The organism is Roseobacter fucihabitans (assembly GCF_014337925.2).
Lineage (GTDB): Bacteria > Pseudomonadota > Alphaproteobacteria > Rhodobacterales > Rhodobacteraceae > Roseobacter > Roseobacter fucihabitans.
Map to the genome: position 1 here is coordinate 608,501 of NZ_CP143423.1, position 25,323 is coordinate 633,823.

A 25,323-nucleotide genomic window follows, 5' to 3' on the forward strand; every position below is an offset into this window, starting at 1 on the left:
TCTTTATGCCGTCAGCACACTATCGGCTGATGCCGACCGCATCGTCTTGCGCGAAACTTACCCTGAAACTGTGGCTTTGGGCGCTGCTGTATATGAGACAAGCTGTGCAGCTTGCCATGGAGCCAACCTTGAAGGCCAGCCGAACTGGCGCGTATCGGATGAAGAAGGGCGGCTTCCGGCCCCGCCGCATGATTAAACCGGTCATACTTGGCATCATGACGGAGATACGCTGTTCCGGCTGACGAAATATGGGGTTGGCGCATTGATCAATGATCCCGATTACGCCTCAAACATGCCCATCTATGAAGGCGTCCTGAGCGATGAGGAAATTATTGCCGTCCTCAGTTACATCAAATCAACTTGGCCGGATGACATCCGTGCCCGTCACGACGAAATGGAAAACCGACAATGAGACAAAGCATCTTTGCAGTTCTTGCTCTGATCGCAACCGCGACCAGTGTCTGGGCACACTCGAAGGCCGAGGACACGACACCGGCGAATGAAGCGACCGTGACAACAGTTAAAGCTATTGAAATGCGCTTTGATGATCCAATGCGCGTGACAGCAATTACAATGACTGGGCCGGATGGTGACGTGGATGTCGAACGGGAAACCGGCATGGATGCTGTAACGGAGTTTCGCGCAATACCGCCCACCGATCTACCGATTGGCACCTATACAGTTGATTGGCGCGGCCTGTCGGCAGATGGGCATCCAATGCAAGGCACCTTCGGCTTTACAGTCGCCGATTGATCACGGTGGAAGGTCTCGCACCAATCGACGGATGGGCTATCGCGGCCATCATTGCGAAGGCGGCGGGCTATGGTGCGGCGCTTCTCGCCATGGGCGGGCCGCTCTTTGTCGTCACTTTTCCTGATGAATCGGCCGATGTGAAACGACTGGCGAGAAAAGTCGCCGTTATCGCAGCTCTGATCGGGCTTGCCGTGCTGGCCCTGCGTTTCGGTATCCGCGCTGCCCGTATTTCTGGGATGGGGCTGCCGGGGGCCGTTGATCCTATGATGCTTGGCTTTGTTTGGGATAGCCCACTTGGTGCGGCTGCTATTTGGCGCATCCTAGGCGAACTGCTGATTGTCGCGATGCTGATAAGAGGAACAGTAGGCCTTTGGGCCGGGCTGATCGGGGCACTACTGATCGCCGTGTCTTACACATTCGTTGGTCATTCGCTGGGCGATCCACGATGGATTCTTGCTGCGCTGTTGACAGTTCATCTGTTGGCAGCAGCGTTCTGGGTTGGATCCTTGGCTCCGCTACACCGATCAATCATGCAGCAGGACGGCGGACGACTTCTGCACCGGTTCGGGACGATTGCGAGCATTGTGGTCGCGGCGCTTGTGTCGGTCGGCGTGATCTTTGCTTGGCTGATGACTGGATCGGTCGCGGCGCTGTTCACAACTGCCTACGAGTGGACGCTTCTGCTGAAACTCGCAGTGGTGGCGGGCCTCATGGGTCTTGCCGCGCTCAACAAATGGCGGCTCGTTCCTGCTCTCGCCTCGGGCGTACCCTCTGCTGCCCTCCATCTGCGCCGCTCGATCAAGATCGAAGCTGTGGCGGTTCTGCTGATCTTGATCGCGACGGCGACGCTTACATCAGTCACAACACCGCCGGTAAATTTGTAGCTAATCGGCAATGCCGCTAGGCCTCTACTTCGATGCTTTTTGCAAAAGGCCAATCAGCTCATCAAATTTCGCCCGCTGCTCTTCTGGATCACCGCTTTGGATCGCCGTCTCGACACAATGCGCGGCATGGTTTTCGAGGATCAGCTTTTCCACACCTAAGATCGCGGACCGGATTGCCGCTGTTTGCGCCAGTATGTCCATGCAATAGCGATCCGCCTCGACCATGCCTGCTACCCCGCGCACCTGTCCTTCGAGCCTTGAGAGCCGATCCAGTGTCTTATCTTTATTTGCTTTCACGCGGCTTATCCTTGCTTGTTCGGAACCATCGGCTTTCACACTCGTTATATACCCCATAGAGGTATATAACGGAGGCAGACAATGACACATCAGGGCGACACGACAATGCACCCGGACGCGACGCATCACAATAGCCATGGCGGGAAAAACGGCTATGGCCGTTTCTTTGCGATGATCGGCACCTCGACGGTGGTGATATACGGCCTGATGTATCTCAATACCTATGCGCTTGATCACGTTTTCTTCTCGCAAACGCGCATGTGGATGGCGCTTTACATGGGCGGGATGATGGCGATCATCATGCTCGCCTTCATGCTTGGCATGTATTCGAACCGCAAAGCCAATATCGCTATTTTTGCTGGGTCCGCGATTGCGTTCGCTTCCGGTATATACCTCGTGCGCTCACAAGACACTGTGGGCGATGTGGCTTGGATGAAGGCAATGATTCCGCACCACTCCATCGCGATTATGACGAGCGAACGAGCTACCATTTCCGACCCGCGCGTGCGCGAGTTGGCCAATGCGATCATCGAGGCGCAGCGTAACGAGATCGCGGAAATGAAACGATACATCGCAGATATCGAAGCAAACGCCGGTGCAGCCCCCAGCACTCCTCGATCCGAACCCTAAGATAAAGGAACATTATCATGCCCAAAGACACCCGTGACGTTGCCGATGTAACAACAGACCCCGCAAGCACCGCCGCCGGAAAAACAGCCGTTCTCTACCGTATGGCCCTGCCGGACCATCTGTGCCCGTCGGGACAGAAGGCGCGGTGGCTTTTGGACCGTAACGGCTATGAGGTTGATGACCGCGTGTTTCGAGAGCGGCCAGAGGTGGATGCCTTCAAAGAGGAATACGACGTTCCGACCACGCCGCAAATCTGGATCGAAGGTGAACGTGTCGGCGGCTATGACGCTCTGAGACAAAAACTTGCGAACTATGATCCGAAGGCGACGACTTATAATCCAGTAATCTACCTGTTCGCTGTGGCCGCCGCGACAGCGCTCGCGCTTTCCATCGGCTTTCTTGGCGCAATTACATGGCAAACGCTCGGCTGGTTCATCTCGGTCTCGATGATCCTGTTGGGCATGCAAAAGCTGCGCGATATCGAGAGTTTCACGACGATGTTTCTCAACTACGATTTGGTTGCACGCAAATGGGTGCCATACGCCTATGTCTACCCGTGGGTCGAAACTGCTGCAGGCATTCTGATGACTGGCATGCTGTTGACTTGGCTTGCGGCCCCTGCGGCCCTCGTTATTGCCACAATCGGCGCGATCAGCGTCTTCAAGGCTGTGTACATCGACAAACGAGAGCTGAAATGCGCCTGCGTTGGCGGTGGATCAAACGTGCCCCTCGGTTTTGTCAGCTTGACGGAAAACCTCATGATGATGGGAATGGCAATTGTGATGCTCGTCCAGATCTTCGTCTAAAACTGATCTTTTGTGAATCGCATAGTCGGATGTGTCGCGCTAAATCTGCATCGTTCTAACGCTGTTTCTAAAGCGAAAAGTTCGCTTGGTCTGGGATTTAATTACTGGGCGCTTTATGATTTCTGTGGCTTGTTAGAATGACCGCTTTGCCTACCGCGCAGACGCATAGAAATTTACGCCGTTGCAGCAATTTCCACGCTGCGAGCGCACGCAGCACAAAATCAAAAGGTCCGGTGTGGGCTCTCTCGACACCTTCGCTACGATCCGCGCAGATGGCAGCTTTGCCACTTCTCTAACTTTTGAATTAGTCTGTGATGTGAAGGTCAAAGATGTCTAACGCTCAATATCGAACATCTTAACGGCGGCTCCCAATTGGAAACCAGATTTAAGGCCATCGCGCTTTCCTTTTTATCAGATGTGGTGTGATGTTTGGGTGTAACGCAGTTCCTAAGGGCAAATCTGTGGAAGTCTCAAATTGCATCTTCGCATTCAGCACTTGTGGGGCGGCAGGTCAGTTGCTGTTGCCTCAACTCTTTTCTCTGCTGGCATTTGCATTCGGTATCTGGGCAATCAACACGCTCCCACGGGAAACAATGCTGCGGCGCTGGTGCTATTCAGCAGCGGCAAACACCATTCATTTCTTGCTTTTGTCTGAGCCGATTGGTGCTGGGGCAGCATCCATCACAGCGACCCGGTTTCTAGCGGTATCGCTTTTGTCAGGGACGTCCTTTTGGAGCGTGATGGGGCCTGCAGCTTTCGTTGGTATTGGCTTGTTCTACGCTTGGCTGACGCAAACACTAGATGGTTCATTGCTATCTAAACTAGCCTTCCTTACAGGAACTATTGAGAATTTTTTCCAGAATGTTCTCGTTGTGCGCAGTTTCATGGTCGGCACGACTGCGCTCTGGCTGTCATATAATGTGATCATCTTCAGCCCGGTTGCGATCATCTCCGAGGCCAGTTTCCTGATCTATCATCTCGTCAAAATCAGGCAGATAGTTTCGGGCGACAAAACCTAGAGCAGCCTGGCCATTATTCGTCCGAGAAGGATCAACTTATTTCCGCAGACGTGGCCACCATCAGTTTAATCCGATGCGAGACGGATTGAGGCCCGCAAACTCAGGTCCGTCATATTCAACACCATTGCTTGAAGGCGAGCCTGTATTGACCGGCGCACTGTAGGCTGGGTCCGATGCGGGCAGTCGTGACCGCACGGCATCAGGCACATCATTGGTCATCAGGTCATCGAGCTCTGCAAAATCATCATCCGTCAAGCCGCCCTGATCAATCAGGGTTTGCGCGTGATCCAACTTGCTTTGGTAATCGATCAGCTCTTGGCGCTGCTGACTCAGGAGGCGTTTGCTTTCCAAGGTGTCATGGAACGTTTCCCAATTCGGGTGGGTCTCATCAATCATATCTGGATCGATTTCATCGCTGCCAACGGGCGCGCCATGCTCGTCAAAAACACGTACCCCATGGGCGCACGATCCAAGCGTTCAAAACCAACGCGCGAGGCATCATTCCACAGGTCCTTGTCGGTACTGCGAATGGTTAACTTGCACCCCATATCCCGCGCCAGTGCCCAGCCAGACGATTTTCCGGTATTCGGCATCTTCTCGAGCGCTGCGCCCGAACCCGTCGCTCACTCTGCCGCGCGGAGCTGACGCTCCTGATAGTAGCCCCTGAGAAGTTGGATTTGCGTTTCGATGCTCACGCCGTCGTCACGCCATTGCGCGACCAGAGCTTCGGCTTAGGGATCACGCGGCAGCCCTTCAATATCCGCATCCACCATCGCGCTTTCATAACGCTCAAGAGCTTCTGCGTCGGTATCTTCGCCGTTTTGTGTCACAAATCCAGTTTAGCAGAACATTGCTATTTTTGCAAACTTGGAGCCGGGCCAGACAGGTCATCGTTCTCGCGTCTCACCGCCCGCACACAAGCCTCGCTGGCCTGACATCAGCAGAATATGTTAACCGGTCAAAAGAAGACCAAAACCTGAACAGAGCTAACCTAAATTAGCGGACTCATTGGGGAGAAGGTCACTGTAATTCTATTGTTTTTGCGACATATGGTTGGGTGAGTGATGTAAAAAAAAGGTTTTTGAGACAAACCGACACTGATCCGCAATCTGACCGCCGGACATCTTCTGGCGGATATTTTCTGGCGGACAGGGGCTTTGACGCGGATTGGCTGCGAAATGACCTGCTGGATCGTGACATCATCCCGGCCATATCCCCGAAATCTAACCGGAAATTCCCGGCAGAGTTCGACAAGAAGACCTACAATTGGCGGCATCTGATCGAAAACTACTTCGGCAAACTGAAGAAAAACAGAAGCATAGCCATACGCTCGTGCAAAACAGCCCAGAGCTTCAAAGCCTTCATCTCGATTGCGGCGACAATCATCCAAATGCGGTGAGCGTCAACAGCCCATAGTAATTTTTCTTGAATGGATGAAAATCAATACCTTGATGAACCGAAAGTATGTCCTGTCAAATTATTCAGACTTTTCGGTCAACACTTCTTGAAACTCTCTCCATTCGCCTTTCGACATGCCCGACGTTTCTTGCGTAACTGCTTCTCCCTTTAGCATGCGCCGCACACAATTTAACGCCTTACCGGACATGCTGGCACCACCCAGGCGGTAGTCCTCAAAAGCCCGATAGGCGGCGGGGACCCAATCAGCGACCATAGCGCAGATCGCATCAGCATAGACACGAATCTCGTACTGAGCATGGGCATCCGCACGCAGGCGCAAAAAATGGAAAAGGTTGTGTAAATCAACCTTCCAATACCACTGGGTATACACATTGGCAGGAAGGTTCATGCGCGCCAGCTCACGCGCTAATCCGTCTTGTGTTTCGCCGCCGGGCCCATCCTGCGAAATCATCGCTTCGTAGTTATCATAAGCGCGGTTGCTGTCAGATTTCAGGATTTCGAGAACACGAGCTGCCTCAGCCCCCTCGAGAACGCCACCCCGACCCTGATTGTTGACGACTGATTGTGCGTTGATATGCTCCGGGGCCGGAATGTAAAATTCGCGATCAAGGATCGAATAGCGCGCGGAATATTCGTTTACGTTTGCCGTGCGATGCCGAATCCATTGGCGCGCGACAAAAACGGGAAGCTTGACGTGCAGTTTGATCTCGCACATCTCGAACGGCGTAGAATGCCAATGCCGCATCAGATAGCGAATAAGACCTTCGTCGTTTTGCACTGATTTTGTGCCCTTACCATAAGAAACCCGCGCGGCCTGACAAATGGCGGCGTCATCGCCCATATAATCAATGACCCGAACAAAGCCGTGATCCAGTACAGGTTGCGCCTTGTAGAGGTGTTTTTCCATGCCAGAAGACACCGCACGCAGAGTCTGCTGTGGCGCTTGTCGCTGTTCATCGATTTCGGCCTGCTGTTGAGGGCTCAGGGGCATACGGCGTGTCCTTTTTCGGTATGAGTCGCGGGTGACTGTAGCGGGACCAGGGCCCGCGAGAAACCTCGATATGGGGTATTCGAAGAATTCGATTGAGGTGGGCCATAGCCTATGCAGCGGGCTGGTATCTTGGTCCTGGCGTGATAGGTTGAAACGGCCGGGTTAATGCAATGGAGTGATACAATGGGTCTGAAATATCTGCACACAATGGTTCGGGTGAAGGACCTGGAGGCCTCTATGGCGTTTTACGAGTTGCTGGGTTTGCAACAGACGCGGCGGATGGACAGCGAAGGCGGGCGCTTCACGCTTGTCTTCATGGCCCCCCCCGGGCAAGAAGACTGCCCCGTGGAGTTGACTTACAATTGGGACGGCGATGATGCGTTGCCCGACGATAGCCGCCATTTTGGCCATCTGGCGTATCGGGTCGATAATATTTACGAGCTGTGCCAGCACCTTATGGACAATGGCGTGACGATCAACCGCCCGCCGCGCGACGGGCACATGGCGTTCGTACGCTCTCCCGACAATGTGTCCATCGAACTTCTTCAGAATGGCGACAACCTTGCCCCTGCCGAACCCTGGGCCAGTATGGAAAATATCGGCCACTGGTGATCCGTGCGGGCATCATCGGGTTTTTGTTTGGCGCAAATCTGGCAGAGGCGGGGGAGTGCCGTTTGGCCCTCGTGTTGGCTTTGGATGTGTCCAGTTCAGTTGATGCAAGCGAGGATGCTTTACAACGGGGCGGATTGGTCGCCGCCCTCACCTCACCGGAAGTGAATGCTGCTTTTTTTGCAACAAATCAATATGTTGCACTCGCTGCTTTTGAATGGTCCGGCCGCTACAATCAAGAGGTTTTGCTCGACTGGACACCAATTCACAGTCCAGCCGACCTGTTGGGGGCCGCCAACCAGATCGCCAAAAGCAAACGCAGCCACAATGATTTTCCCACTGCAATGGGATATGCATTGGGTTTTGGTGCGGGAATGTTGGAGAGGGCACCCTCGTGTCTTTATAAAACGATCGATATCGCGGGCGATGGCCAAAACAATGAAGGTTTTGGCCCATTGAGCGCCTATGGAGCATTTCCGTTCTCGGATGTCACGGTTAACGGGTTGGTCGTGAACGGCGCGGATTATGAAGCGGAGACAGGTCTGATTGCATTTTACAAGAGCCAGGTTTTGCATGGCCCCGGCGCATTCATCGAAATAGCGCAAGGGTTCGAGGACTACGAGCGGGCGATGCGTCGCAAACTGGAGCGTGAATTGACACCGCCGGTGATCGGGATGCAGGCGCGACAGGGTGATCATGGCCCAAAAGGGTAAAGCCCTTCGTGCCGTCATCGCGGCGGCTCTTGGTGCGAGCCTTCTTGGTCTACCCGCCCATGCGGCATGCCGGCAGGCGCTCGCCATGGGCCTTGATGTCTCCGGTTCGGTCGATTTGCGTGAATATCGGCTGCAATTGGATGGTCTGATAACTGCCTTGAACCATCCGGATGTCGTGGCAGCGCTATTGGCGGCACCTGATGCCCCTGTGTCGCTATTGGTTTTTGAATGGAGCGGCCCGGTGGATCCATCTGTGCTGGTGCCTTGGACGCCGATCAACAACGCTGCGGCCCTTCAAAATATCAGTGAGACACTCGCCACAACATCCCGACGCGATACCTCTCCTGGTACCGCCCTAGGCGAGGCAATGATGCTGGGCGCTCAATATCTGGATCAGCAGTCAGACTGCTGGAAACGAACGCTCGACATATCAGGTGACGGGCGATCAAATTCTGGTCCACGGCCCAGAGACGTGAAACAGGCCATTGACGCGCGGGGCATCACCATCAATGCTTTGGTGATTGGGGCGGATACCCAAACTTCGGATCGCGACCAACAGTCAGACATTGCCGAATTGTCCTCCTATTTTGCCGCAGAGGTTATCACAGGTCCTGATGCATTTGTGCAGGTTTCGTTAGGGTATGAAGCCTATGCGGAGGCCATGACCGCCAAGCTGAAAAGAGAACTTGACGGTATGGCGATAGGACGGCTTCAGTAAATATAGCGGATCTGGTCAGACCAGTAGCGCTCCATCCGTTTAAGAGATCGTGTGATATCATCAATCCCGTCCGGGCCCAAAACGCCCTTGGCCTCCAGCCCATCCGCATGACGCGAGAAGAGGTCGGACACCACATTGCGCACTTTCTGCCCTTTGTCAGTCAGCTTCACGCGCACGGAGCGGCGATCAATCTCGCAACGTTGATGGTGCATGTAACCCATATCAACCAGCTTCTTGAGGTTGTAGCTCACGTTACTGCCCTGATAATATCCCCGGCTTTTCAATTCCCCGGCCGTCACCTCATTGTCGCCAATGTTGAAAAGCAACAAGGCCTGAACCGCATTGATCTCCAGGACGCCGACACGTTCGAATTCATCCTTGATCACATCCAGCAGAAGACGGTGCAACCGCTCAACCAATGAAAGGGCCTCGAGGTAATTGACCATGAAGCCCTGAGACCGATTGGTTTTGGGGGCATCCGTTGGAATAGGATCTTGTATGCTCATCTGCGCGCTCCGGCTCTTTTCAATTTGGCCAGAATTTGCGCTGAAAAAGCCAATAATTCGTTAAACGAACAAAAAGAAGCCGAACGCTCTAGCTCAGATCTCGGTTTTCGGCAGTTGCGCGATAATCCGATCCATCAAGTGTCGATATTGCGCTGGCACAGTCGTTTGCCCGCTAACCCATTGATAAAGGTCATGATCGTTTTCGTTCAGCAGCGCATCATAGAGGCTCAATCCAGCATCGTCCATCGTGTCAAGGTTGGCTTGAGCGAATCTGTCTAAAATCAGATCCATTTCTTTGATACCACGCCGCATCGAACGCATCTTCAACCGCTTGACGCGGTGCTCATGCAACTCGTTCATGCGCCTCGGCTTTCAAAGCGGCACGCAGCTTCTTCTCCAAACGCCCCAATTGCTCCACGCGGGCCTGCATATCCGCACGCAAGTCACGCATCTCGTTGAGGATTTCGGTGGCGGAGGCCGGAAGGCTTGCCTCCTCCATCGGCGCATCCAGGCCTTCGCCCTGCCCATTGATCAGCCACATCATAGACACGTTCAGCAAGCCTGCCATGATCGACAGGCGGTTGGCGCGCGGCTCGCTCAGATCGTTCTCCCAGGACCGCAGCGTGGCAACACGCACACCGAGACGACGGGCCAATTGCGCTTGGGTCATCTCTGCGACTTCACGTGCTGCAGCGACCCGGTCTCCGAAGGTTGCAATCTCCGGGCTGTACCAGTCTTTCGTATCTTGCATGTGTGATCTCCTTCGCGATGATCGCGCTTGAATGGTGGGGGGCCGCCCCCTATTACTCAGCCATTGTCCTATCAAACAGAGGCCGAAATGGAATTCCTGTCTACGACACTTGCCCGCGTCAAACCGTCTCCAACAATAGCGGTTACAACCAAAGCGGCCGAATTGAAAGCCGCGGGGCGCGATGTGATCGGCCTTGGAGCCGGTGAACCCGACTTCGACACGCCCCAGAACATCAAGGATGCCGCTGTCGCAGCCATCGCCGCTGGTAAAACCAAATATACCGCCGTCGACGGAATTCCAGAGCTGAAGAAAGCCATTTGCGACAAATTGAAACGCGACAATGATCTGACGTACACCCCGAGCCAGGTCAGTGTGGGCACAGGTGGTAAACAAATCCTTTACAACGCGCTGATGGCGACCCTGAATGAGGGCGACGAGGTGGTTATTCCGGCCCCTTATTGGGTCAGCTATCCTGATATGGTCCTGCTGGCGGGCGGCACGCCGGTGGTGGCGGAGGCCTCCATCCAGACCGGCTTCAAGCTGACCGCCGACCAGTTGGAAGCGGCGATTACTGACAAAACCAAATGGCTCATTTTCAATTCACCCTCCAATCCAACCGGTGCGGGATACACATGGGAAGAGTTGAAGCAATTGACTGATGTGTTGATGCGTCACCCGCATGTGTGGGTTATGACAGACGATATGTATGAACATCTGGTCTATGATGATTTCAAGTTTTGCACGCCCGCACAGGTGGAACCACGCCTGTATGGGCGCACCCTGACCGTTAATGGTGTGTCCAAAGCCTATGCCATGACGGGCTGGCGGATTGGGTATGCGGCCGGTCCGGAGAAGTTGATTGGCGCAATGCGCAAAGTGCAATCGCAAAGTACCTCAAACCCTTGCAGCATCAGCCAATGGGCTGCCGTGGAAGCCTTGAGTGGAACACAGGATTTCCTTGCGCCCAACAATGAGATTTTTCAACGCCGTCGCGATCTCGTGGTTGAAATGCTGAACGCGGCACCTGGCATCCGCTGCCCGATCCCGGACGGGGCGTTTTATGTGTACCCCTCAATCGCGGAGTGCATCGGTAAAACCTCCAAAGGGGGCGTGAAAATCGTGGATGATGAGGCATTTGCCACCGCTTTGCTTGAGGAAACGGGTGTTGCGGTTGTATTTGGTGCTGCTTTCGGGTTGTCGCCCAATTTTCGGGTGAGTTACGCAACCTCCGATGAGGCGCTCACCGAAGCCTGTAAGCGCATACAAGCCTTCTGCGCGACATTGGTATAGATAATCTCGCCTTGCGTTGTCTCGCAGAGCGCTTTCAAGGCGAGGTCCGATCAGGATGTCCCGGTAGATTCAAGGCACGCTCACCTGCATGACGCCGAAGTGATCTATATTTGCGCCATTTGAGGGGCACCGGTAAAACACCTTCGATGCTTCATAAGTGTTTCAGATGTACAAAACGCATTGATCTACGAGCCGTTACCATGCGGCTTTAGCGGAAAGGGTCGAGGTTTTTGCCAAGGCAGAATGGCAGGGGTAATTGAGCGAAAAGATAGGGTTCTGTACAAGATCATCGCTCTTGCTAGGGCGCTTGCGGCAGATTACGGCGTCTTTGCCTGCCGGGCGTTGGATGAAGCCGGTTATCTGCCGGCCGCCCGCCTAAAAAATGGAGTTGCAGCTCACATCAACCGCTGACTAGCGAACCCGTCAAACTGGGGAGTTTTGAATTGCCGTTGACGGGCTATCAAATGCAGTTTCCAAAATACCAATGGTCCCATCAATGACAGGGTTAAGGGGCCGTCACATAATGCGGATCGAACAATCAACATTACGCTCGTTTGAAACTGTCAGCGATTTACAAGAGCTTTAGAGCATCTGCCATCTGCCGACCATCGCGGCCCTCGGAAAGCTCAAAACTGACCCGTTGATCGTCCGCCAATCCGGTCAACCCAGATCGTTCTACAGCCGAGATATGTACGAATATATCGGACCCGCCATCTTCAGGTGCAATAAATCCATAGCCTTTTGTTGTATTGAACCACTTTACGGTGCCGTTTGGCATTGACCCCATGCCTCCTTGTTTCATTTCCAACCGCATTGGTTGCCCAATGCCGCAACATCCTCACGTGTCTGTATGTTTCCCCTTTAAGAGATTGACCTTCGGCTGTAAAAATCAAGAAAAACGGGTTGGTTCGTCCAAAATTTTGGGCCAAATAGATAGAAATGAAAGAAAAATATGCGTTTATACGGGTTGAAGAACTGCGACACCTGCCGAAAGGCTTTAAAATCGCTACCTCAAGCTGAATTTGTTGATGTGCGTTCAGAGGGCGTGCCTCAAGGGATTCTGGAAGCTGCGCTGACGCAGTTTGGAGATGCTCTGCTTAATACGCGCTCGACAACTTGGCGTGGATTGGATGCAACCGAACAGGCAAGGCCGCCCATGGACCTGTTGATTTCTCATCCAACCCTGATGAAAAGGCCGCTCATCGCTACCGAACATAAAATGTACCTGGGATGGACGGCAGTGACAAAAGAAGCGCTGGGTGTCGCGTAGCGTCATTCTCCTGCGAGGCGTTTTCGCAAAGCCGTGTCAAACGAAAGCGGCCCGGCCCCCTTGATGACCAACACAAAGAGAACAAACACCCAAAAACTTCTCTGATCCAGAATAACGCTGTTGGGAAAGCGGTCAAACCAGGCACCAAAGGTCTCCAAGTGCTCCAGGCCGCCGTGACCAAAAAGATCCGTTAGAGATTGAACCACGATGAACCCGATCATCCCCAGCGCCGCGAGCCGTGTGAATAGGCCCAAAACGATCAAAGCAGGCAAAATAAACTCCGCCCAGGTGCCGGAAACCACAACCGCCCAGTGGAATATGGTAAGCTGAGAGGTGTCATAGGTGACCGCCTCCATGGCTTTCGGAAAAATCTGCGCATAGGCGCCAACCGATGGCTGAAATAACCCGGCGATCCCATCCCCGAGTTTGGTCAGGCCTGAAACCCAAAAATACATCAAAAGAGTTGCCGCAAAAATGAAACGGGCAAGTGTTGGCAAGAGCCAATCCGCCTGCGACAGGCGCTGGGTTGCCGATGTATAGAGGGAGATCATTTACGTTTCCTTTGTCTTGAATTCAGTCAGGGCACCGGTTTGCAGCGCTTGCGTCAATGCTTGGGTGAGATCAAAATCCGGCAGGGTTTGAGCCGTTTTTTCCACAGCCTCGCCAAAGGCGACGCCGCGCGCCAGGTGGTCCAGCCAGATCGAAGCACCAGGCGCAAGTAACACGGGCGTCGGATCGAAGGAGGGCCGCGTAATCATCACGTCCTGAGCCACCGAGCGCGGGGCCGGGGCGTCTTTTTCAAAATTCTTGCGCCAGATATCGTGTAGTGGCCAGCGTGAGCGCAAAATGAAGGTCGAAGGTGCCAATGAAAACCTGAGCGACAAAAGCTGCCCCGGCGCATTGTTGAATACGCCTGGATCAATTGGACCGGAATCTGCGGCGTGATAAGACTGGCGCATGGCAAGATCGAGGCGGGCGCAATCCGCAAGATATCCGGTTCCAGATAGCGGTAAAAAGCTCTCCAGAAAGCGGGGAAATTCAGCCCCGTAAAACATCATGAGTGGCGATTGTGGCGGGTGTTCTCTGACGTAGATCGCCGCAACCTTGGCGAATGTGCTCCCTCCTAACAATCTGTTAACCAACGGAAATCCCGAGTGGAGTGCATCCATCAAGGATGTGACGACGTTATTGCGGTAAACTGAAAACCTGTTTCCGGCACCCTGCGATCCAGGCGACAACACCCCCTCGGGCACGTCAGCGTTTGGATCCAGTACCGCCGCACGAAAGTCCGATTGGGACACGTTCATGAGACCGTGTAAAGAGCATGAGAGGCGCGCGTCGCCTCTTTGCGCAACGTGGGCCAGTCGGGGACGTCTGTGTCCCATTCAACCAGAACCGGCCTTGGACCGGCATTGGCGAGTGTGTAGTTGAGCAGGGCCCAAACCGGATCGACAACGGGCTTGGCATGGCTGTCGATCAGCAAAGGCGCGCCCTGATCATCCATGTCCTCATCATGCCCGCCAACGTGAATTTCACCCACTGCATGAAGCGGGAAGGCGTCGATATAGGATTGCACGGACAACCCCAGATTGGTGGCGGAAATGAAGACATTATTCACATCCAAAAGCAGACCGCATCCGGTGCGGCGTACCAATTCGGACAGGAAATCAGTTTCCGACCATGTGCTTTGCGCAAAGGACAAATAGCTTGAAGGGTTTTCCAGCAGCATTTGGCATCCAAGAACCGATTGCACCTGGTCAATATGCTCGGCAACGCGGGCTAGGGTCGTGTTGGTATAGGGTAGGGGCAGCAGGTCGTTCAAAAAGACACCGTCATGTGTGGACCATGCCAGGTGTTCGGAAAAACTGGCGGGTCGCGACCAGTCCCAAAGGCGTTTCAGGCGTTTGAGATGTTGCTGATCCAGCGCGCTTTCGCCCCCAATACTGAGGCCCACGCCATGGATGGACAGGCTGAAGTCTTCGCATAAGGCGCGAAGTTGCGCGAGCGGACGTCCACCATCACCCATATAGTTTTCGGCGTGAACCTCGATCCACTCAACCGGGCCGGGGTCGGCGCGCAGGTCATCAAAATGTTGTGGCTTGTAACCAACGCCGGGCGCGCACGGCAGGCTGGAGGAGTGATCTAGCATCTCGGCTCTCCACTTTTTCGCGTCAGCTCAAAAATATCGTCGCCCTTGTTCAGCCGTTAGGCACGGCTGAACAAGCGTCTCGTCAGAGTTTAAGCAGGCAGGTCGCGTTGCAACTCTTCCAGAGAGCCTTCGCGATCTGTCCCGTCTGCCATTGCAGGCAGATCAATCTCAGCACAGGTTCCCGCGTCAACCAGCGTCCAGGCGTTGCCTTGATAATCAACAGTGGAGGTTCCGGCACATGTGGTTCCCGGACCCGCGGCGCAATCATTCGCACCGGCGAGTGAAATCCCGTAACATTTTTCTTTGGCTGCCGCTTGAACGGTCGTCGTCTGTGCTGCCATTGCGGCGGCCACGGCACCGGCAATTGCTACTGTTTTCATTGTGCTGGACATATATTTATTCCCTTGTTGCTGACCATAACGGTCTTTCATATGCAAAACCTAACTGTTGTGACGCTGCTTTTCCACTCACGAGCGGGTGTTTCACAGAGGTGTTAGCAAAAAATGTGTATTTGTGGGAATTCCCTGGGTCATTCGCCGTGTTTGCGCCGTGTTTGTTACAAAAAAGAGCTGTAAATGGCAGTGTTCAATGGGGCCTTTGTAAATGTTGCAGAGCAGCGACAATTGGTTTTGACACCCTTCAAATTCTTAATACAATAAAATCAATATGTTGTAGGTCGGAGAATTACAGGGGTTTTGACACTTTTGCTTCTATTAGGATGTATTTGAAGCGGAGAGCGAATAAGCTCGTGAAATAATATGTAATGAAATCAATGTTTGCCGAATTATTTCGGCAACCTTTTAGTATACGGTTTACGCTCGAAAATTTTCGAAAAATCAGATTGAATACCGCTGTTGAAGGCGGCTTCGCAGATCGATTTAAAATTACGTTCGAAGTGTCTCTTTGGGCGGCTCGCATTTCCTGCTTGGGTGTTCACAACCGACATAAAGTCCAACATGGCAGCCGCCGCGATATCAGCGTGGCTAATTCCATTTATCTGGTACAAATCGCCGTTGAATGCTTCTGGGGTATCTTCGGCAAGTGGCATTAATTCTGACAGCAACCGTATCACCACAGAATGACAGAACAGCGCATAATCTTCTGTTCGGAATTCGGGGGCCAGATGTTCGTCAGATCGACCAATAAGCCAGTTGATGCTTACACCCATCCCCTCAGCTATTGAACAGATTGCGTCTAGGCCCGGTCTTTGAGGTTTTATGTGCTTTATCTAGTTCTCAAGCGACCGTTTTGGAAGGCCGCACTGAGCCGCCACCTCTTGTAGAGTGACGCCATAGTATTCCTGAAGCGCGCGTAGCTTCCTTGATACACCTTATGAGGTTCCCTTGTCAGCTACCAACACCGCCAAAGGTGAAAAAATGCCCATTATATTAATATTCAGATGGCGTTTATGTTCAAAGGCTCTTCGCTTCACGCGTGGTGTAGAGACAGGCTGGCCAAATGCCTCTATGCCCAAGGTCTGTCCATCGCGGCAATCTCGCGCCGGTTGCGCGTTACCGACACGATAACGCGCCGCTATGTCAACTGCACCAACCTTCCAGGGACCGGGCGGCGCTTTGACGGTCACAGATGAATGCGAAGCGCTGGGGATAGCGCCACGCGGTTGCTCAGGGAACATCGCGCGATGCGATGACGGATAGCGAAATCAGAGGCCTCATCGCAGAACTTGAGCGCGAGCAGGGCAAGCTTGCTCCTATCGTGGCAAAGCTCAAAGAGGGGATCGACGGCTTGAAGGCCCTGTTAAAACCATCTTCGAAAGGTGTTAAAACGCCCTTGAAAGCCCCTTCGCATGCCGCCCGCCACTTGCGCGAACACCGCCCCGGACGCCCCTCCAAGATCGACAGCGACCCGGAGCTGCATGCGTTCATCAACGCGCGTATCGACACAATGACTTTCCCGGCGCTGGAAAAAGCGGTTGCAAAGAAGTTCCCGCCCAACCGCCGCGTCGGCAAGAACGCCATTCACCAGTGATGGCAAAACCAATCCAGCCCCCCCCAAATCCCATCCTGAATAGCCCGTGGTCACCGAGGATCCTCCGGTATCAAAACCAAGTGATTACCCGTGTCAATAATAATTGTAACTATACAGTTACAATAGATCGGGGGGCGTTGCTTCGATTGCTAGGGCTTTTGAAACCTCATCCAGCGATTGGACGCGGGTTTGCTTTTCTCCCAAACGCCTCACGGTGACGCTGCGCTCCTCAACCTCTCGCGCGCCAACGGCAAGGATCACGGGGACCTTGCCAACCGAATGCTCGCGCACCTTATAGTTGATCTTTTCGTTGCGGATGTCGGCCTCCGCCCGTACGCCCGCCGCGCGCAACTCATCCACCACCTCCAGAACATAGTCATCCGCATCCGAAATAATCGAGGCGACAACCACCTGCCGCGGCGCCAGCCAGAACGGGAGTTTTCCGGCGGAGTTTTCGATCAAAATCCCGATGAACCGTTCAAACGATCCCAAACAGGCACGGTGCAACATATAGGGGCGGTGTTTGGCACCATCCTCCGCAATATAGGTCGCATCAAGGCGTTCGGGCAGGTTTGGATCCACCTGAAACGTGCCGCATTGCCATTCGCGGCCAATCGCATCCGTCAGCTTGAAATCCAGTTTCGGCCCGTAAAATGCGCCTTCGCCCGCATCCAGCGTATAGGGGTGTCCGGTCGCCTTGATTGCGTTTTCCAATGCGGCCTCGACATGGTCCCAGCTTTCCTCGGACCCGACACGTTTTTCGGGCCGTGTGGCAAACATGATCTCGAAACTTTCAAAACCAAGGTCCTGATAAACCGAGGACAGATACGTGATGAAGGCCGCACATTCCGCCTCAATCTGATCCTCGCGACAGAAGATATGCCCGTCATCCTGGGTAAAGCCGCGCACGCGCATAATGCCATGCAGAGCGCCCGAGGGTTCATACCTGTTACAGGAACCGAATTCGGCCATGCGCAGCGGCAGGTCGCGATAGGATTTCAGCCCCTGATTAAATATCTGCACGTGGCAGGGGCAATTCATCGGTTTCAGCGCATTGACCGCCTTTTCGCGGGCGTGTTCCTCGTCGACCTCAACGATGAACATATGTTCCTGATATTTATCCCAATGCCCGGAGGCTTCCCACAGCTTGCGGTCCACGACCTGCGGCGTGTTCACCTCGACATATCCGGCGGCACGTTGTTTGCGGCGCATGTAATCCTGCAAGGTGGTGTAAATCGACCAGCCGTTGGGGTGCCAGAACACCTGGCCTGGGGCCTCTTCCTGCATGTGGTAGAGGTCCATTTCGCGGCCCAGTTTGCGGTGATCGCGCTTGGCGGCCTCCTCCAGCATGTTGAGGTGCGCGCGCAGTTTTTCTTTGCCGGTAAAGGCGACCCCGTAAATCCGTTGCAACATCGCGCGATCACTGTCGCCACGCCAATAGGCCCCGGCGATAGACATCAGCTTAAAGGCATCCCCCGGCACTTGCCCGGTATGTTGCAAATGCGGCCCGCGGCACAGGTCCTGCCAATCGCCATGCCAATACATGCGTAGTGGCTCATCACCCGGAATCGAATCGATCAATTCGACTTTATAGGGCTCGCCTTTATCCTCGTAATGCTGGACCGCACGCGCGCGGTCCCAGACCTCGGTGCGCACGGGATCACGTTTGTTGATGATTTCTTTCATCTTTTTCTCAATGAGGCCAAGGTCCTCGGGCGTGAAAGGCTCCTTGCGGTCAAAATCATAATACCACCCGTCCTTGATCACGGGGCCAATGGTCACCTGCGTATCGGGCCAGATCTCCTGCACGGCGCGCGCCATGATATGCGCCAGATCATGGCGCACCAGCTCATTGGCCTGCGCCTCGTCCTGCAGCGTGTGGAGCGCGATGCTGGCATCGGCGTTGATCGGCCATGCCAGATCAAAATGCACGCCATTCACTGTTGCGCTGATCGCTTTCTTGCGCAGGGAGGTCGAGATGCTGGCAGCCACATCGCCCGCAGTCACACCCACAGGGTAGTCGCGGCTGTTACCGTCGGGAAAAGTCAGAGAGATTTGGGCCATCTTGGGCGCTCCTCGTCAGTTTGGCGCCTACGAGACGCCCGGTTGCGGGTTGGTTTTGGCTGGCACATGACGTTTGCGGGGCCGACTGTCAAGCGAGCGCTACATATGTATACCGAAGAATACGTTGACTGCGACACATCCTGTGTTAAATCCGACAAAGTAGCCACAATCTGAAGCCGAAGGATTTCCTGATGCCACGTTACAATCGTACCTTTGAGTTAAGCATACATGACGTTGACCTCATCGAAGAAGCGCTTCGTGCGCGCGGACGGGAATTGTGCAAATTGCGTCGGGCTTTGTCTGATCAGAACCCCGCAGACCTCCAGTCCATCAGTGTTATTGAAGAAGACCAGCGTGAAAACGCGGAACTGCTGGGCCGCCTGCATAATCAGAAGACTTTCTATCGCCCTGATACCGTGCCTTATGTAAGCGGCTGACGTCAGCGGGGCAGGTGAGCGGTCCGATATTCGGACTGCACCGATCCTGAAGCCGACGTAAGATATGACCTTGCAAGAAGAGGTTCGGGTCGCAAGGATATTGCCGCCTGTTTCGTATTGTTGCGAAATCCTGGACAGGCGTGTTGATTTGGGTTCGTCGCAACGTTGATAATTCGTCGATTGTGTATTTGATAAACCCCTTGGAAGTTCGATGACACGGGCGATTTATTTGCATTGAATAGCGAAGGCTTATAGTGGCAAAGATCAAAAATGCGGCGAAGGGCCTTGCTTCTAAGGCATCCAGACGTCTTAGAGCCTAAGGTTTTCGAGTGCCTTGGAAGGTTCGGTTGGTTCTTGAGTAGTGCGACCGACAGAGAGATATGAAGTAAATCCAAGCCCATCAGGAAGAAAATAGTACGTCCAACTCGACGAGCGCGCGCAAATCTTGGAACCTTGAGCGGATTTAACGTGGCATGATCTGAGGCGTTACCGTTTGACGTATTCGTTACTTTTTCAGCTCCACACCCTTGATAGTTTAAGTGGGAAATTGAAATACGAAGACTGCGTCTCGCTGAAAATTGCATGAAACGTAAAAGCCCATTGGTTCAGCGGTGCCAAAGCAATAAAGGTGACCCGTTCAGTCATCAAACCGGATACGATATGTTCAAAAATTGATCTGCAAGTGTAATTGATGTCGCTTAAGCGACGAGCACGGTTGCGTAAATCAGGTGGTATAGTCCGCTTGCCTCTCCAATACGGCGAGACAAACTCCATGCGGACAGGGGCCGCGAGACATCATTCGGACTCAAAATAGCGAAAACTGTTCACGCCATGTTCGCAAGCACGACATGATTCCGAAAGCCCAGAGCGCAAACCCTATGTAGGGAACGGGCGTGCGAGTGCGCGTCGTTGTGCAAAAGCAAACCGCATGCCCCTGATGTTGTCGCGATTTCAAAGGCACGCGCGTGGGGTGCTCATCTGGGTTTTCCAGATTTGTTCCAGCACATGGAACGACGTGGCAATCGCTCAGGCCTCTTCCGTTTGATATGAAAATTTGATGGCATTCCCGGTTTCCAGCCACGTTTTCAGGCCCGCCAGCGTCCGGGTCCAACCGTCCGCGACGCCTTCCTGTCCGATCGGGATGTCGTAGTGTTCCAAGGTCAGAAGGCAGTTTTCACCCTGCGGTTCAATCAGATAAACGAACCTGGATTTGCCCAACGCGACGTCCGGCCCGGCCCAATGGGGTTCAAAGGTGCTCTCGATACGGGTCTTAGGCGTCAGCTTGGTTTCGGTACAGATCAGCATCAGTGCATCATCGGGTGTGCGAAACACAAGCGCATCGCCGTCGCGCTCACAGCTGCCAGCGACGAAATTGAATTCGGCATTGGCCTCCGGGTCCGTCAAAGCATGCCACAAAGCGTCCTGAGTGCAATGAATGTAGGTCTGCATCATGAAATCTGGTTTGGTCATCTTGGGGGGTCCTTCCAGTTGTGATTTGAGACTTAACACCGCTCGGGCCGCGGGCTGTTCAAGCAGTGGTTCGATCCAGCGGTCTATCACTTCCCGGAGGGGAAGTGCGTTCAGGTAGTGATATTTGAACCTACCCTTTTTGTGGGTCACGATCAGCTTGGCCCCTTCAAGCACGCCTAGATGTTTCATCACGCCAAACCGTGTCATATCCAGCTGTCCCTGAAGATCATGCAGGCTTTGCCCTGGTCTATCACGTAGGCTGTCCAGGAGCTTGCGGCGCGCCGGATCGGCGAGGGCCTTGAAAATCGAATCCATGTATTCCTTATAAGTTACTTTTGTGTCACGTGACAATATGGTAACTTAAATATTTGCGGAAATGGGATTGCCCGGCTTATCCGGTGCGCGCATGATCAGATCAAAAGGATTTCGCATGACCGCGCCAGATTTTTTCAAGGGATCAGAGAACCGCCAGCTTGCCTATCATCGGACGCCGGGCAAAGGCCCCTGGATTGTTTTTCTGGGGGGATTGAAGTCGGATATGGAGGGGACAAAGGCGCTGCACCTGGAAGCCTGGGCGCGCGCGCAGGGGCGGGCGTTCCTGCGGTTTGACTATTCAGGTCATGGTCAATCAACCGGTACTTTTGAGGAAGGGTGTATCGGGGATTGGGCAGAGGATAGTTTCAATATTATTCAAGAGCTTACCGATGGTATGATTGTGCCTGTAGGGTCCTCCATGGGCGGTTGGCAGGCGCTGTTATTGGCCCGGCGCATACCGGAACGGATCAAGGGGGTCGTGACCATTGCGGCAGCTCCGGATTTTACCGAAGACGGGTATTGGGCCGGGTTCACGCAGGCGCAAAAAACGCAGCTGAAAACGGATGGGCGGATAGAAATCCCGTCCGATTACATGGAGCCTTACGTGATCACCTGGCGGATGATCAAAGATGGGCGCAAGCAACTGGTTTTGCGCAGCCCGCTTGCGTTACCTTTTCCCGTCAGGTGTTTGCAAGGCACTGCGGATACGGCGGTGAGTACCCAAACGGCGTTGCGCCTTCTGGAACATGCGGTTTGCCCGGACATGCGGCTGACTCTCGTCAAGGATGCCGATCACCGATTTTCAGATGCGCCCTGCCTTGATCTGATTGAGGCAGCGGTAACAGATATAGTGTCGATCACCACATAGGAGCACGTCATGGATCAAAGGATCAGCCTGATCACGCTGGGTACGCGCGATGTCGCACGGTTGGCGGAGTTTTACGACGCGCTCGGGTGGGAACGAACGGCCTCGCCGGATGGTGTCGTGGCCTATGATCTTATCGGGCAAACGCTTGGACTTTACCCGCTGGATAAACTTGCCGAGGATATTGGGGTTCCTGTGGATCAACTGGGTCACGGGGCCAGCACGTTTGGGCTTAATCTCTCCCAAAAAGAGGCCGTAGCCCCGCTTCTGGAACGCGCGAAGGCAGCGGGTGCAAAGATATTGAAACCTGCGCAAGACGTCTTTTGGGGCGGGCATCATGGCTATTTTTCAGACCCCGAGGGCCATATCTGGGAAATCGCGCATAACCCGTTTTCGCCCTTGCGTGAGGATGGTGCGTTTCGGTGGCTGGGCTATGGGGAGGGCTGATGCGCAGCCCAAAAACCATGTGGAGTCTGGAAACACTCGGGCGCGTGCGCCTGTCAAAGCACTTCTACATGCGCGATTTTCTCTACTCGGAAATTGGCAATATACATGCGGTTCCAAATTTGCCGCCAAACCCGGATTTGGCGATTGCGAATGGGCGAAAACTCTGCACCGAATTGCTCGATCCTTTGGAAGAAACATTCGGTCGCACCGCGATCCGGTCGGGGTACAGATCCCCCAGCCTCAACCGCTATGGCAATGCCCATAAGTTAAATTGCGCCGCTAACGAAAACCCGGTCGAATGCCACATATGGGATCGCGGGGAGGGCGCGCAGGCGATTGCAGGGACATCGCTGGTGATCCCCTGGTTTGCGGATCAATACGCAGCGGGGCGGGATTGGCGCGATCTGGCCTGGTGGATCCATGATCATCTCCCCTATTCCGAAGCGTGGTTTTTTCCCAAACTGGCGGCTTTCAACCTGGTCTGGCGGCCCGCGTCACTGCGCACAATTTCAAGTTACATCGCACCAAGGGGGATGTTGTTGCGTGCGGGCGAGGCGCCGGGTGAAAGCCTGGCGCTGCGCCGTAAACGCTATGAGGATTTTCCGGCCTTTCGCGGGATCAACATGCCTGGCGCGTCATCATGAAGGGAATGACGCCCGCGACCCCGAGGCGCAATGAGGGCCGATGATGACCTGCGCCAAATCTGCCGTTGTCCGGGTGGCGGTGGTTTGGGGGCAGGAAATCGCGCCGCGTTCCAGTACGATAGACAAAAACGGGGGCTGTCAGGACTTGTGCATGAGGAGATTGCACGCGACACTCGCGCCTGAAACTTCAGCCAAAGGCGCGGGTATGGACAACAGATTTTCCGGGTTTTGCGATGGGTTCCGACATGGCTGACGCCCTGGTATTGTTGCCTGGGATGATGTGTGACGCGCGTCTGTTCGGTCCACAGATTGCGGAACTCTCTGCGGATACAACCGTGACCGTCGCCCCGATCACCCAAGGCGAAAGGGTCGAGGAGATCGCCTCCGCCCTGCTTGATCAACTCCCCAAACGCTTTGCGCTGGCGGGGCTGAGCATGGGCGGCATTGTCGCGATGGAAATCCTGCGCCGCGCCCCGGAGCGTGTTTCGCGGGTCGCCTTTCTTGACACGAACCCCCTGGCCGAAACACCGCAGGTTGCCGCCGCGCGCGAGCCCCAGATCGTCGCGGCCCGCACGGGCCGGATGCTCGATGTGATGCGCGATGAGATGAAGCCCAATTATCTGGCACCGGGCCCGGACCGGCAGGCGATACTCGAATTGGTCATGGATATGGCTGACACGCTGGGGCCTGAGGTGTTTATCCGCCAATCGCGTGCTTTGCAGCGTCGGCGCGATCAGCAGAGCACCCTGCGCAAATGTAAGGTCCCTGCTTTGGTGTTATGTGGTCGCCATGATGCGCTCTGCCCGGTCAAACGGCATGAATTCATGTCCGAACTCATTCCCTATGCGACATTGCGCGTGATGGAAAATTCCGGGCACCTTCCGACACTGGAACAACCGGGCGAAACGACCCAAGCCTTGCGGGATTGGATGGGCCTGCCGTTGGTCTTGCGATGAAACCCGGATCAGGCTGCGTTTTTATTCGCAGCCTTGCGTGGTTTTCCCGGTTTTTTGCCACTATTGGCGTCGATGAAATCCAAAACCAGCGGCCGGATATTGCGCCGCCAGCTTTTGCCCGCAAAGATCCCGTAATGACCCGCACCCTCTTCCACGTGGCTGGCTTTTTTGCTGTCAGGCAACCCCGTGCATAGATCAAGCGCCGCGATACATTGTCCGGGCGCAGAAATATCATCCTTCGTCCCTTCAACTGTTTTGACAGCCACGGTCGTGATTTTGCCGATATCGACTTTTTTACCCGCGACCGTGAATTCATTGCGCGCGATTTCACCGTCTTTGAAAATACGCTCCACCGTGCTCAGATAGAATTCGGCCGGCATATCCATGACCGCAAGATATTCATCATAGAACTTGTTGTGTTTGTCGTGATCTGCCGCCTCGCCACGGGCGACGCGCCCGATCTGATCGGTAAAAGCCTTGGTATGGGTTTCGGCATTCATTGAGATGAAGGAACTCAATTGCAACAACCCCGGGTACACAAGCCGCCCGACGCCGGGATACTTGAACCCGACCCGTTGGATCATTATTTCTTCAAGCTGGCCCATCGTCATGCGGTGGCCAAAATCCGTGACATCGGTTGGCGCGGCATTGGGATCGATCGGCCCGCCAATGAGCGTCAGGCTGCGCGGTTGGGCCTCGGGGTCTTCTTCGGCCAGATAGGCCGTCGCGGCGAGCGTCAGTGGTGCCGGTTGGCACACGGCGATCACATGCGTATCCGGACCCAGTTCGCGCAAGAAATCCACAAGATAGAGCGTATAGTCCTCAATATCGAACTTGCCTGCGCTGACGGGAATGTCACGCGCGTTATGCCAATCCGTGATATAGAGATCCGCATCCGGTAATAGGCTGATCACCGTGGAGCGCAGCAGCGTGGCGTAATGGCCCGACATCGGTGCCACGAGCAGCACCTTGCGTTCAGGCACATCGCGTCCGGGGACAACAAAATGCAACAAATCGCCAAAATTGCGTTCAACCACGACCTCTGTCGCGACGACATGATCCTGCCCATCGCTTGAGGTTACGGGCGGGATGTTCCAGTCAGGCTTGACCACCATGCGCTGGAACGTGCGTTCCGTGACCTCGCCCCAGGCCTGCATCCAGGCAAACGCGGGGTTTGGCACCAGAGAAAAAGCGGGGTATGCTCCCATGGCGAGCGCCGTCGCTCCGAGCCATTGGTTCGTGTTGCGGATGGTCTCCATAAGGTCGTAAGTGGCCATGTATCGCATAGGGGTCTCCTTAATGTTATACGTTCTGCTCAGAACATACCGCCG

General features: G+C 54.4%; 35 protein-coding genes. 20 read left to right on the forward strand and 15 right to left on the reverse strand.

The window, feature by feature from the left end; translation table 11 throughout:
• Window positions 1–70: 70 nt before the first annotated feature.
• The 4 genes from ROLI_RS03080 to ROLI_RS03095 all read left to right on the forward strand — a co-directional run bounded on the left by ROLI_RS03080 (window position 71) and on the right by ROLI_RS03095 (window position 1,637).
• Window positions 71–196: a c-type cytochrome gene (locus tag ROLI_RS03080; RefSeq protein ID WP_316247456.1), complete on the forward strand. Its 126-nt coding sequence runs from the start codon at window positions 71–73 to the stop codon at window positions 194–196.
• Window positions 197–262: 66 nt separating this feature from the next.
• Window positions 263–412, forward strand: coding sequence for a hypothetical protein (locus tag ROLI_RS03085; RefSeq protein ID WP_316247454.1), 150 nt, complete (start codon window positions 263–265; stop codon window positions 410–412).
• The gene (locus ROLI_RS03090; protein WP_187430456.1) at window positions 409–753 is read left to right on the forward strand and encodes a copper resistance protein CopC; all 345 of its coding nucleotides are present in this window, start codon (window positions 409–411) and stop codon (window positions 751–753) included. The genes ROLI_RS03085 and ROLI_RS03090 overlap by 4 nt, the downstream gene beginning before the upstream one ends.
• Before the next feature lie 5 nt (window positions 754–758).
• Window positions 759–1,637 carry a CopD family protein gene (locus ROLI_RS03095; RefSeq protein ID WP_187430513.1) on the forward strand — a complete coding sequence of 293 codons (879 nt, stop codon included), beginning with the start codon at window positions 759–761 and terminating at the stop codon, window positions 1,635–1,637.
• Window positions 1,638–1,661: 24 nt separating this feature from the next.
• Here ROLI_RS03095 and ROLI_RS03100 read toward each other — a convergent pair whose 3' ends face one another.
• A complete protein-coding gene (locus ROLI_RS03100) occupies window positions 1,662–1,934 on the reverse strand; it encodes a metal-sensitive transcriptional regulator (protein WP_187430457.1) in 273 nt (90 codons plus the stop codon).
• 171 nt (window positions 1,935–2,105) lie between these two features.
• On the opposite strand from ROLI_RS03100, the gene ROLI_RS03105 reads away from it, so the two are divergent.
• The 3 genes from ROLI_RS03105 to ROLI_RS03115 all read left to right on the forward strand — a co-directional run bounded on the left by ROLI_RS03105 (window position 2,106) and on the right by ROLI_RS03115 (window position 4,389).
• Window positions 2,106–2,564, forward strand: coding sequence for a DUF305 domain-containing protein (locus ROLI_RS03105; RefSeq protein WP_222869551.1), 459 nt, complete (start codon window positions 2,106–2,108; stop codon window positions 2,562–2,564).
• A 17-nt stretch (window positions 2,565–2,581) separates the two neighbouring features.
• Window positions 2,582–3,370 (forward strand): MauE/DoxX family redox-associated membrane protein, encoded by a 789-nt coding sequence (locus ROLI_RS03110; RefSeq protein WP_187430458.1) that lies wholly within the window; start codon window positions 2,582–2,584, stop codon window positions 3,368–3,370.
• 461 nt (window positions 3,371–3,831) lie between these two features.
• Window positions 3,832–4,389 carry a YgjV family protein gene (locus tag ROLI_RS03115; protein ID WP_187430459.1) on the forward strand — a complete coding sequence of 186 codons (558 nt, stop codon included), beginning with the start codon at window positions 3,832–3,834 and terminating at the stop codon, window positions 4,387–4,389.
• Between the two features lie 60 nt (window positions 4,390–4,449).
• Here ROLI_RS03115 and ROLI_RS03120 read toward each other — a convergent pair whose 3' ends face one another.
• Window positions 4,450–4,785, reverse strand: a complete 336-nt coding sequence (locus ROLI_RS03120; protein ID WP_187430460.1) for a hypothetical protein — start codon at window positions 4,783–4,785, stop codon at window positions 4,450–4,452.
• Between the two features lie 281 nt (window positions 4,786–5,066).
• Here ROLI_RS03120 and ROLI_RS03125 point away from each other — a divergent pair, with 281 nt between their 5' ends.
• The gene (locus ROLI_RS03125; RefSeq protein ID WP_222869556.1) at window positions 5,067–5,324 is read left to right on the forward strand and encodes a hypothetical protein; all 258 of its coding nucleotides are present in this window, start codon (window positions 5,067–5,069) and stop codon (window positions 5,322–5,324) included.
• Between the two features lie 146 nt (window positions 5,325–5,470).
• Window positions 5,471–5,788, forward strand: coding sequence for a transposase (locus tag ROLI_RS03130; RefSeq protein ID WP_222869548.1), 318 nt, complete (start codon window positions 5,471–5,473; stop codon window positions 5,786–5,788).
• 78 nt (window positions 5,789–5,866) lie between these two features.
• On the opposite strand, the gene thyX is transcribed toward ROLI_RS03130, so the two are convergent.
• Window positions 5,867–6,799 carry an FAD-dependent thymidylate synthase gene (gene thyX / locus ROLI_RS03135; protein WP_187430462.1) on the reverse strand — a complete coding sequence of 311 codons (933 nt, stop codon included), beginning with the start codon at window positions 6,797–6,799 and terminating at the stop codon, window positions 5,867–5,869.
• Between the two features lie 183 nt (window positions 6,800–6,982).
• Here thyX and ROLI_RS03140 point away from each other — a divergent pair, with 183 nt between their 5' ends.
• Genes ROLI_RS03140 through ROLI_RS03150 form a run of 3 tightly spaced genes read left to right on the forward strand, consistent with a single transcriptional unit; the run spans window position 6,983 to window position 8,839 of the window.
• Window positions 6,983–7,411, forward strand: a complete 429-nt coding sequence (locus ROLI_RS03140) for a VOC family protein (protein ID WP_187430463.1) — start codon at window positions 6,983–6,985, stop codon at window positions 7,409–7,411.
• Entirely contained in the window at window positions 7,408–8,121 is a 714-nt protein-coding gene (locus ROLI_RS03145) for a DUF1194 domain-containing protein (RefSeq protein ID WP_405048988.1), read from the forward strand. Before ROLI_RS03140 ends, ROLI_RS03145 begins: the two co-directional genes overlap by 4 nt.
• Complete coding sequence (locus ROLI_RS03150) at window positions 8,105–8,839, forward strand: DUF1194 domain-containing protein (protein WP_187430464.1); 735 nt, start codon at window positions 8,105–8,107, stop codon at window positions 8,837–8,839. The genes ROLI_RS03145 and ROLI_RS03150 overlap by 17 nt, the downstream gene beginning before the upstream one ends.
• On the opposite strand, the gene ROLI_RS03155 is transcribed toward ROLI_RS03150, so the two are convergent.
• The 3 genes from ROLI_RS03155 to ROLI_RS03165 all read right to left on the reverse strand — a co-directional run bounded on the left by ROLI_RS03155 (window position 8,833) and on the right by ROLI_RS03165 (window position 10,096).
• On the reverse strand, window positions 8,833–9,345 hold the full coding sequence (locus tag ROLI_RS03155) for a winged helix DNA-binding protein (RefSeq protein WP_187430465.1): 513 nt from the start codon (window positions 9,343–9,345) through the stop codon (window positions 8,833–8,835). The genes ROLI_RS03150 and ROLI_RS03155 overlap by 7 nt on opposite strands.
• Before the next feature lie 93 nt (window positions 9,346–9,438).
• The gene (locus ROLI_RS03160) at window positions 9,439–9,705 is read right to left on the reverse strand and encodes a succinate dehydrogenase assembly factor 2 (RefSeq protein WP_187430466.1); all 267 of its coding nucleotides are present in this window, start codon (window positions 9,703–9,705) and stop codon (window positions 9,439–9,441) included.
• A complete protein-coding gene (locus ROLI_RS03165; RefSeq protein WP_187430467.1) occupies window positions 9,689–10,096 on the reverse strand; it encodes a helix-turn-helix domain-containing protein in 408 nt (135 codons plus the stop codon). Before ROLI_RS03165 ends, ROLI_RS03160 begins: the two co-directional genes overlap by 17 nt.
• Before the next feature lie 87 nt (window positions 10,097–10,183).
• Between ROLI_RS03165 and ROLI_RS03170 the strand changes: the two genes are divergently transcribed.
• Entirely contained in the window at window positions 10,184–11,386 is a 1,203-nt protein-coding gene (locus ROLI_RS03170; protein WP_187430516.1) for a pyridoxal phosphate-dependent aminotransferase, read from the forward strand.
• A 571-nt stretch (window positions 11,387–11,957) separates the two neighbouring features.
• On the opposite strand, the gene ROLI_RS03175 is transcribed toward ROLI_RS03170, so the two are convergent.
• Window positions 11,958–12,164: a cold-shock protein gene (locus ROLI_RS03175; protein WP_187430469.1), complete on the reverse strand. Its 207-nt coding sequence runs from the start codon at window positions 12,162–12,164 to the stop codon at window positions 11,958–11,960.
• 174 nt (window positions 12,165–12,338) lie between these two features.
• Between ROLI_RS03175 and ROLI_RS03180 the strand changes: the two genes are divergently transcribed.
• Window positions 12,339–12,656: an ArsC/Spx/MgsR family protein gene (locus ROLI_RS03180; protein ID WP_187430470.1), complete on the forward strand. Its 318-nt coding sequence runs from the start codon at window positions 12,339–12,341 to the stop codon at window positions 12,654–12,656.
• Window positions 12,657–12,658: 2 nt separating this feature from the next.
• Here ROLI_RS03180 and ROLI_RS03185 read toward each other — a convergent pair whose 3' ends face one another.
• The 5 genes from ROLI_RS03185 to ROLI_RS03205 form a co-directional block, all read right to left on the reverse strand.
• Window positions 12,659–13,207, reverse strand: coding sequence for a DoxX family protein (locus tag ROLI_RS03185; protein WP_187430471.1), 549 nt, complete (start codon window positions 13,205–13,207; stop codon window positions 12,659–12,661).
• Window positions 13,208–13,963: a DNA-binding domain-containing protein gene (locus tag ROLI_RS03190; protein ID WP_187430472.1), complete on the reverse strand. Its 756-nt coding sequence runs from the start codon at window positions 13,961–13,963 to the stop codon at window positions 13,208–13,210.
• Entirely contained in the window at window positions 13,960–14,805 is an 846-nt protein-coding gene (locus ROLI_RS03195) for a DUF692 family multinuclear iron-containing protein (protein WP_187430473.1), read from the reverse strand. Before ROLI_RS03195 ends, ROLI_RS03190 begins: the two co-directional genes overlap by 4 nt.
• A gap of 89 nt (window positions 14,806–14,894) precedes the next feature.
• Window positions 14,895–15,197, reverse strand: coding sequence for a DUF2282 domain-containing protein (locus ROLI_RS03200; protein WP_187430517.1), 303 nt, complete (start codon window positions 15,195–15,197; stop codon window positions 14,895–14,897).
• Window positions 15,198–15,589: 392 nt separating this feature from the next.
• On the reverse strand, window positions 15,590–15,973 hold the full coding sequence (locus ROLI_RS03205; RefSeq protein ID WP_187430474.1) for a hypothetical protein: 384 nt from the start codon (window positions 15,971–15,973) through the stop codon (window positions 15,590–15,592).
• Between the two features lie 479 nt (window positions 15,974–16,452).
• Here ROLI_RS03205 and ROLI_RS03210 point away from each other — a divergent pair, with 479 nt between their 5' ends.
• Complete coding sequence (locus ROLI_RS03210; protein ID WP_187430475.1) at window positions 16,453–16,794, forward strand: hypothetical protein; 342 nt, start codon at window positions 16,453–16,455, stop codon at window positions 16,792–16,794.
• 117 nt (window positions 16,795–16,911) lie between these two features.
• Here the strand turns inward: ROLI_RS03210 and thrS are convergent, their stop codons facing one another.
• The gene (gene thrS, locus ROLI_RS03215) at window positions 16,912–18,858 is read right to left on the reverse strand and encodes a threonine--tRNA ligase (protein WP_187430476.1); all 1,947 of its coding nucleotides are present in this window, start codon (window positions 18,856–18,858) and stop codon (window positions 16,912–16,914) included.
• Window positions 18,859–19,049: 191 nt separating this feature from the next.
• Between thrS and ROLI_RS03220 the strand changes: the two genes are divergently transcribed.
• A complete protein-coding gene (locus ROLI_RS03220) occupies window positions 19,050–19,295 on the forward strand; it encodes a hypothetical protein (protein WP_187430477.1) in 246 nt (81 codons plus the stop codon).
• A 1,026-nt stretch (window positions 19,296–20,321) separates the two neighbouring features.
• Here ROLI_RS03220 and ROLI_RS03225 read toward each other — a convergent pair.
• Window positions 20,322–21,080, reverse strand: coding sequence for an SRPBCC domain-containing protein (locus tag ROLI_RS03225; RefSeq protein WP_187430478.1), 759 nt, complete (start codon window positions 21,078–21,080; stop codon window positions 20,322–20,324).
• 115 nt (window positions 21,081–21,195) lie between these two features.
• Between ROLI_RS03225 and ROLI_RS03230 the strand changes: the two genes are divergently transcribed.
• The 4 genes from ROLI_RS03230 to ROLI_RS03245 all read left to right on the forward strand — a co-directional run bounded on the left by ROLI_RS03230 (window position 21,196) and on the right by ROLI_RS03245 (window position 23,992).
• On the forward strand, window positions 21,196–21,948 hold the full coding sequence (locus tag ROLI_RS03230) for a carboxylesterase (RefSeq protein WP_187430479.1): 753 nt from the start codon (window positions 21,196–21,198) through the stop codon (window positions 21,946–21,948).
• Window positions 21,949–21,957: 9 nt separating this feature from the next.
• Entirely contained in the window at window positions 21,958–22,392 is a 435-nt protein-coding gene (locus ROLI_RS03235; protein WP_187430480.1) for a VOC family protein, read from the forward strand.
• 17 nt (window positions 22,393–22,409) lie between these two features.
• Window positions 22,410–23,036, forward strand: coding sequence for a hypothetical protein (locus ROLI_RS03240; RefSeq protein WP_187430518.1), 627 nt, complete (start codon window positions 22,410–22,412; stop codon window positions 23,034–23,036).
• Between the two features lie 179 nt (window positions 23,037–23,215).
• Window positions 23,216–23,992 (forward strand): alpha/beta fold hydrolase, encoded by a 777-nt coding sequence (locus ROLI_RS03245; RefSeq protein ID WP_262386537.1) that lies wholly within the window; start codon window positions 23,216–23,218, stop codon window positions 23,990–23,992.
• An 8-nt stretch (window positions 23,993–24,000) separates the two neighbouring features.
• Here ROLI_RS03245 and phaZ read toward each other — a convergent pair whose 3' ends face one another.
• Window positions 24,001–25,278: a polyhydroxyalkanoate depolymerase gene (phaZ, locus tag ROLI_RS03250; protein ID WP_187430482.1), complete on the reverse strand. Its 1,278-nt coding sequence runs from the start codon at window positions 25,276–25,278 to the stop codon at window positions 24,001–24,003.
• Between the last annotated feature and the right edge of the window lie 45 nt (window positions 25,279–25,323).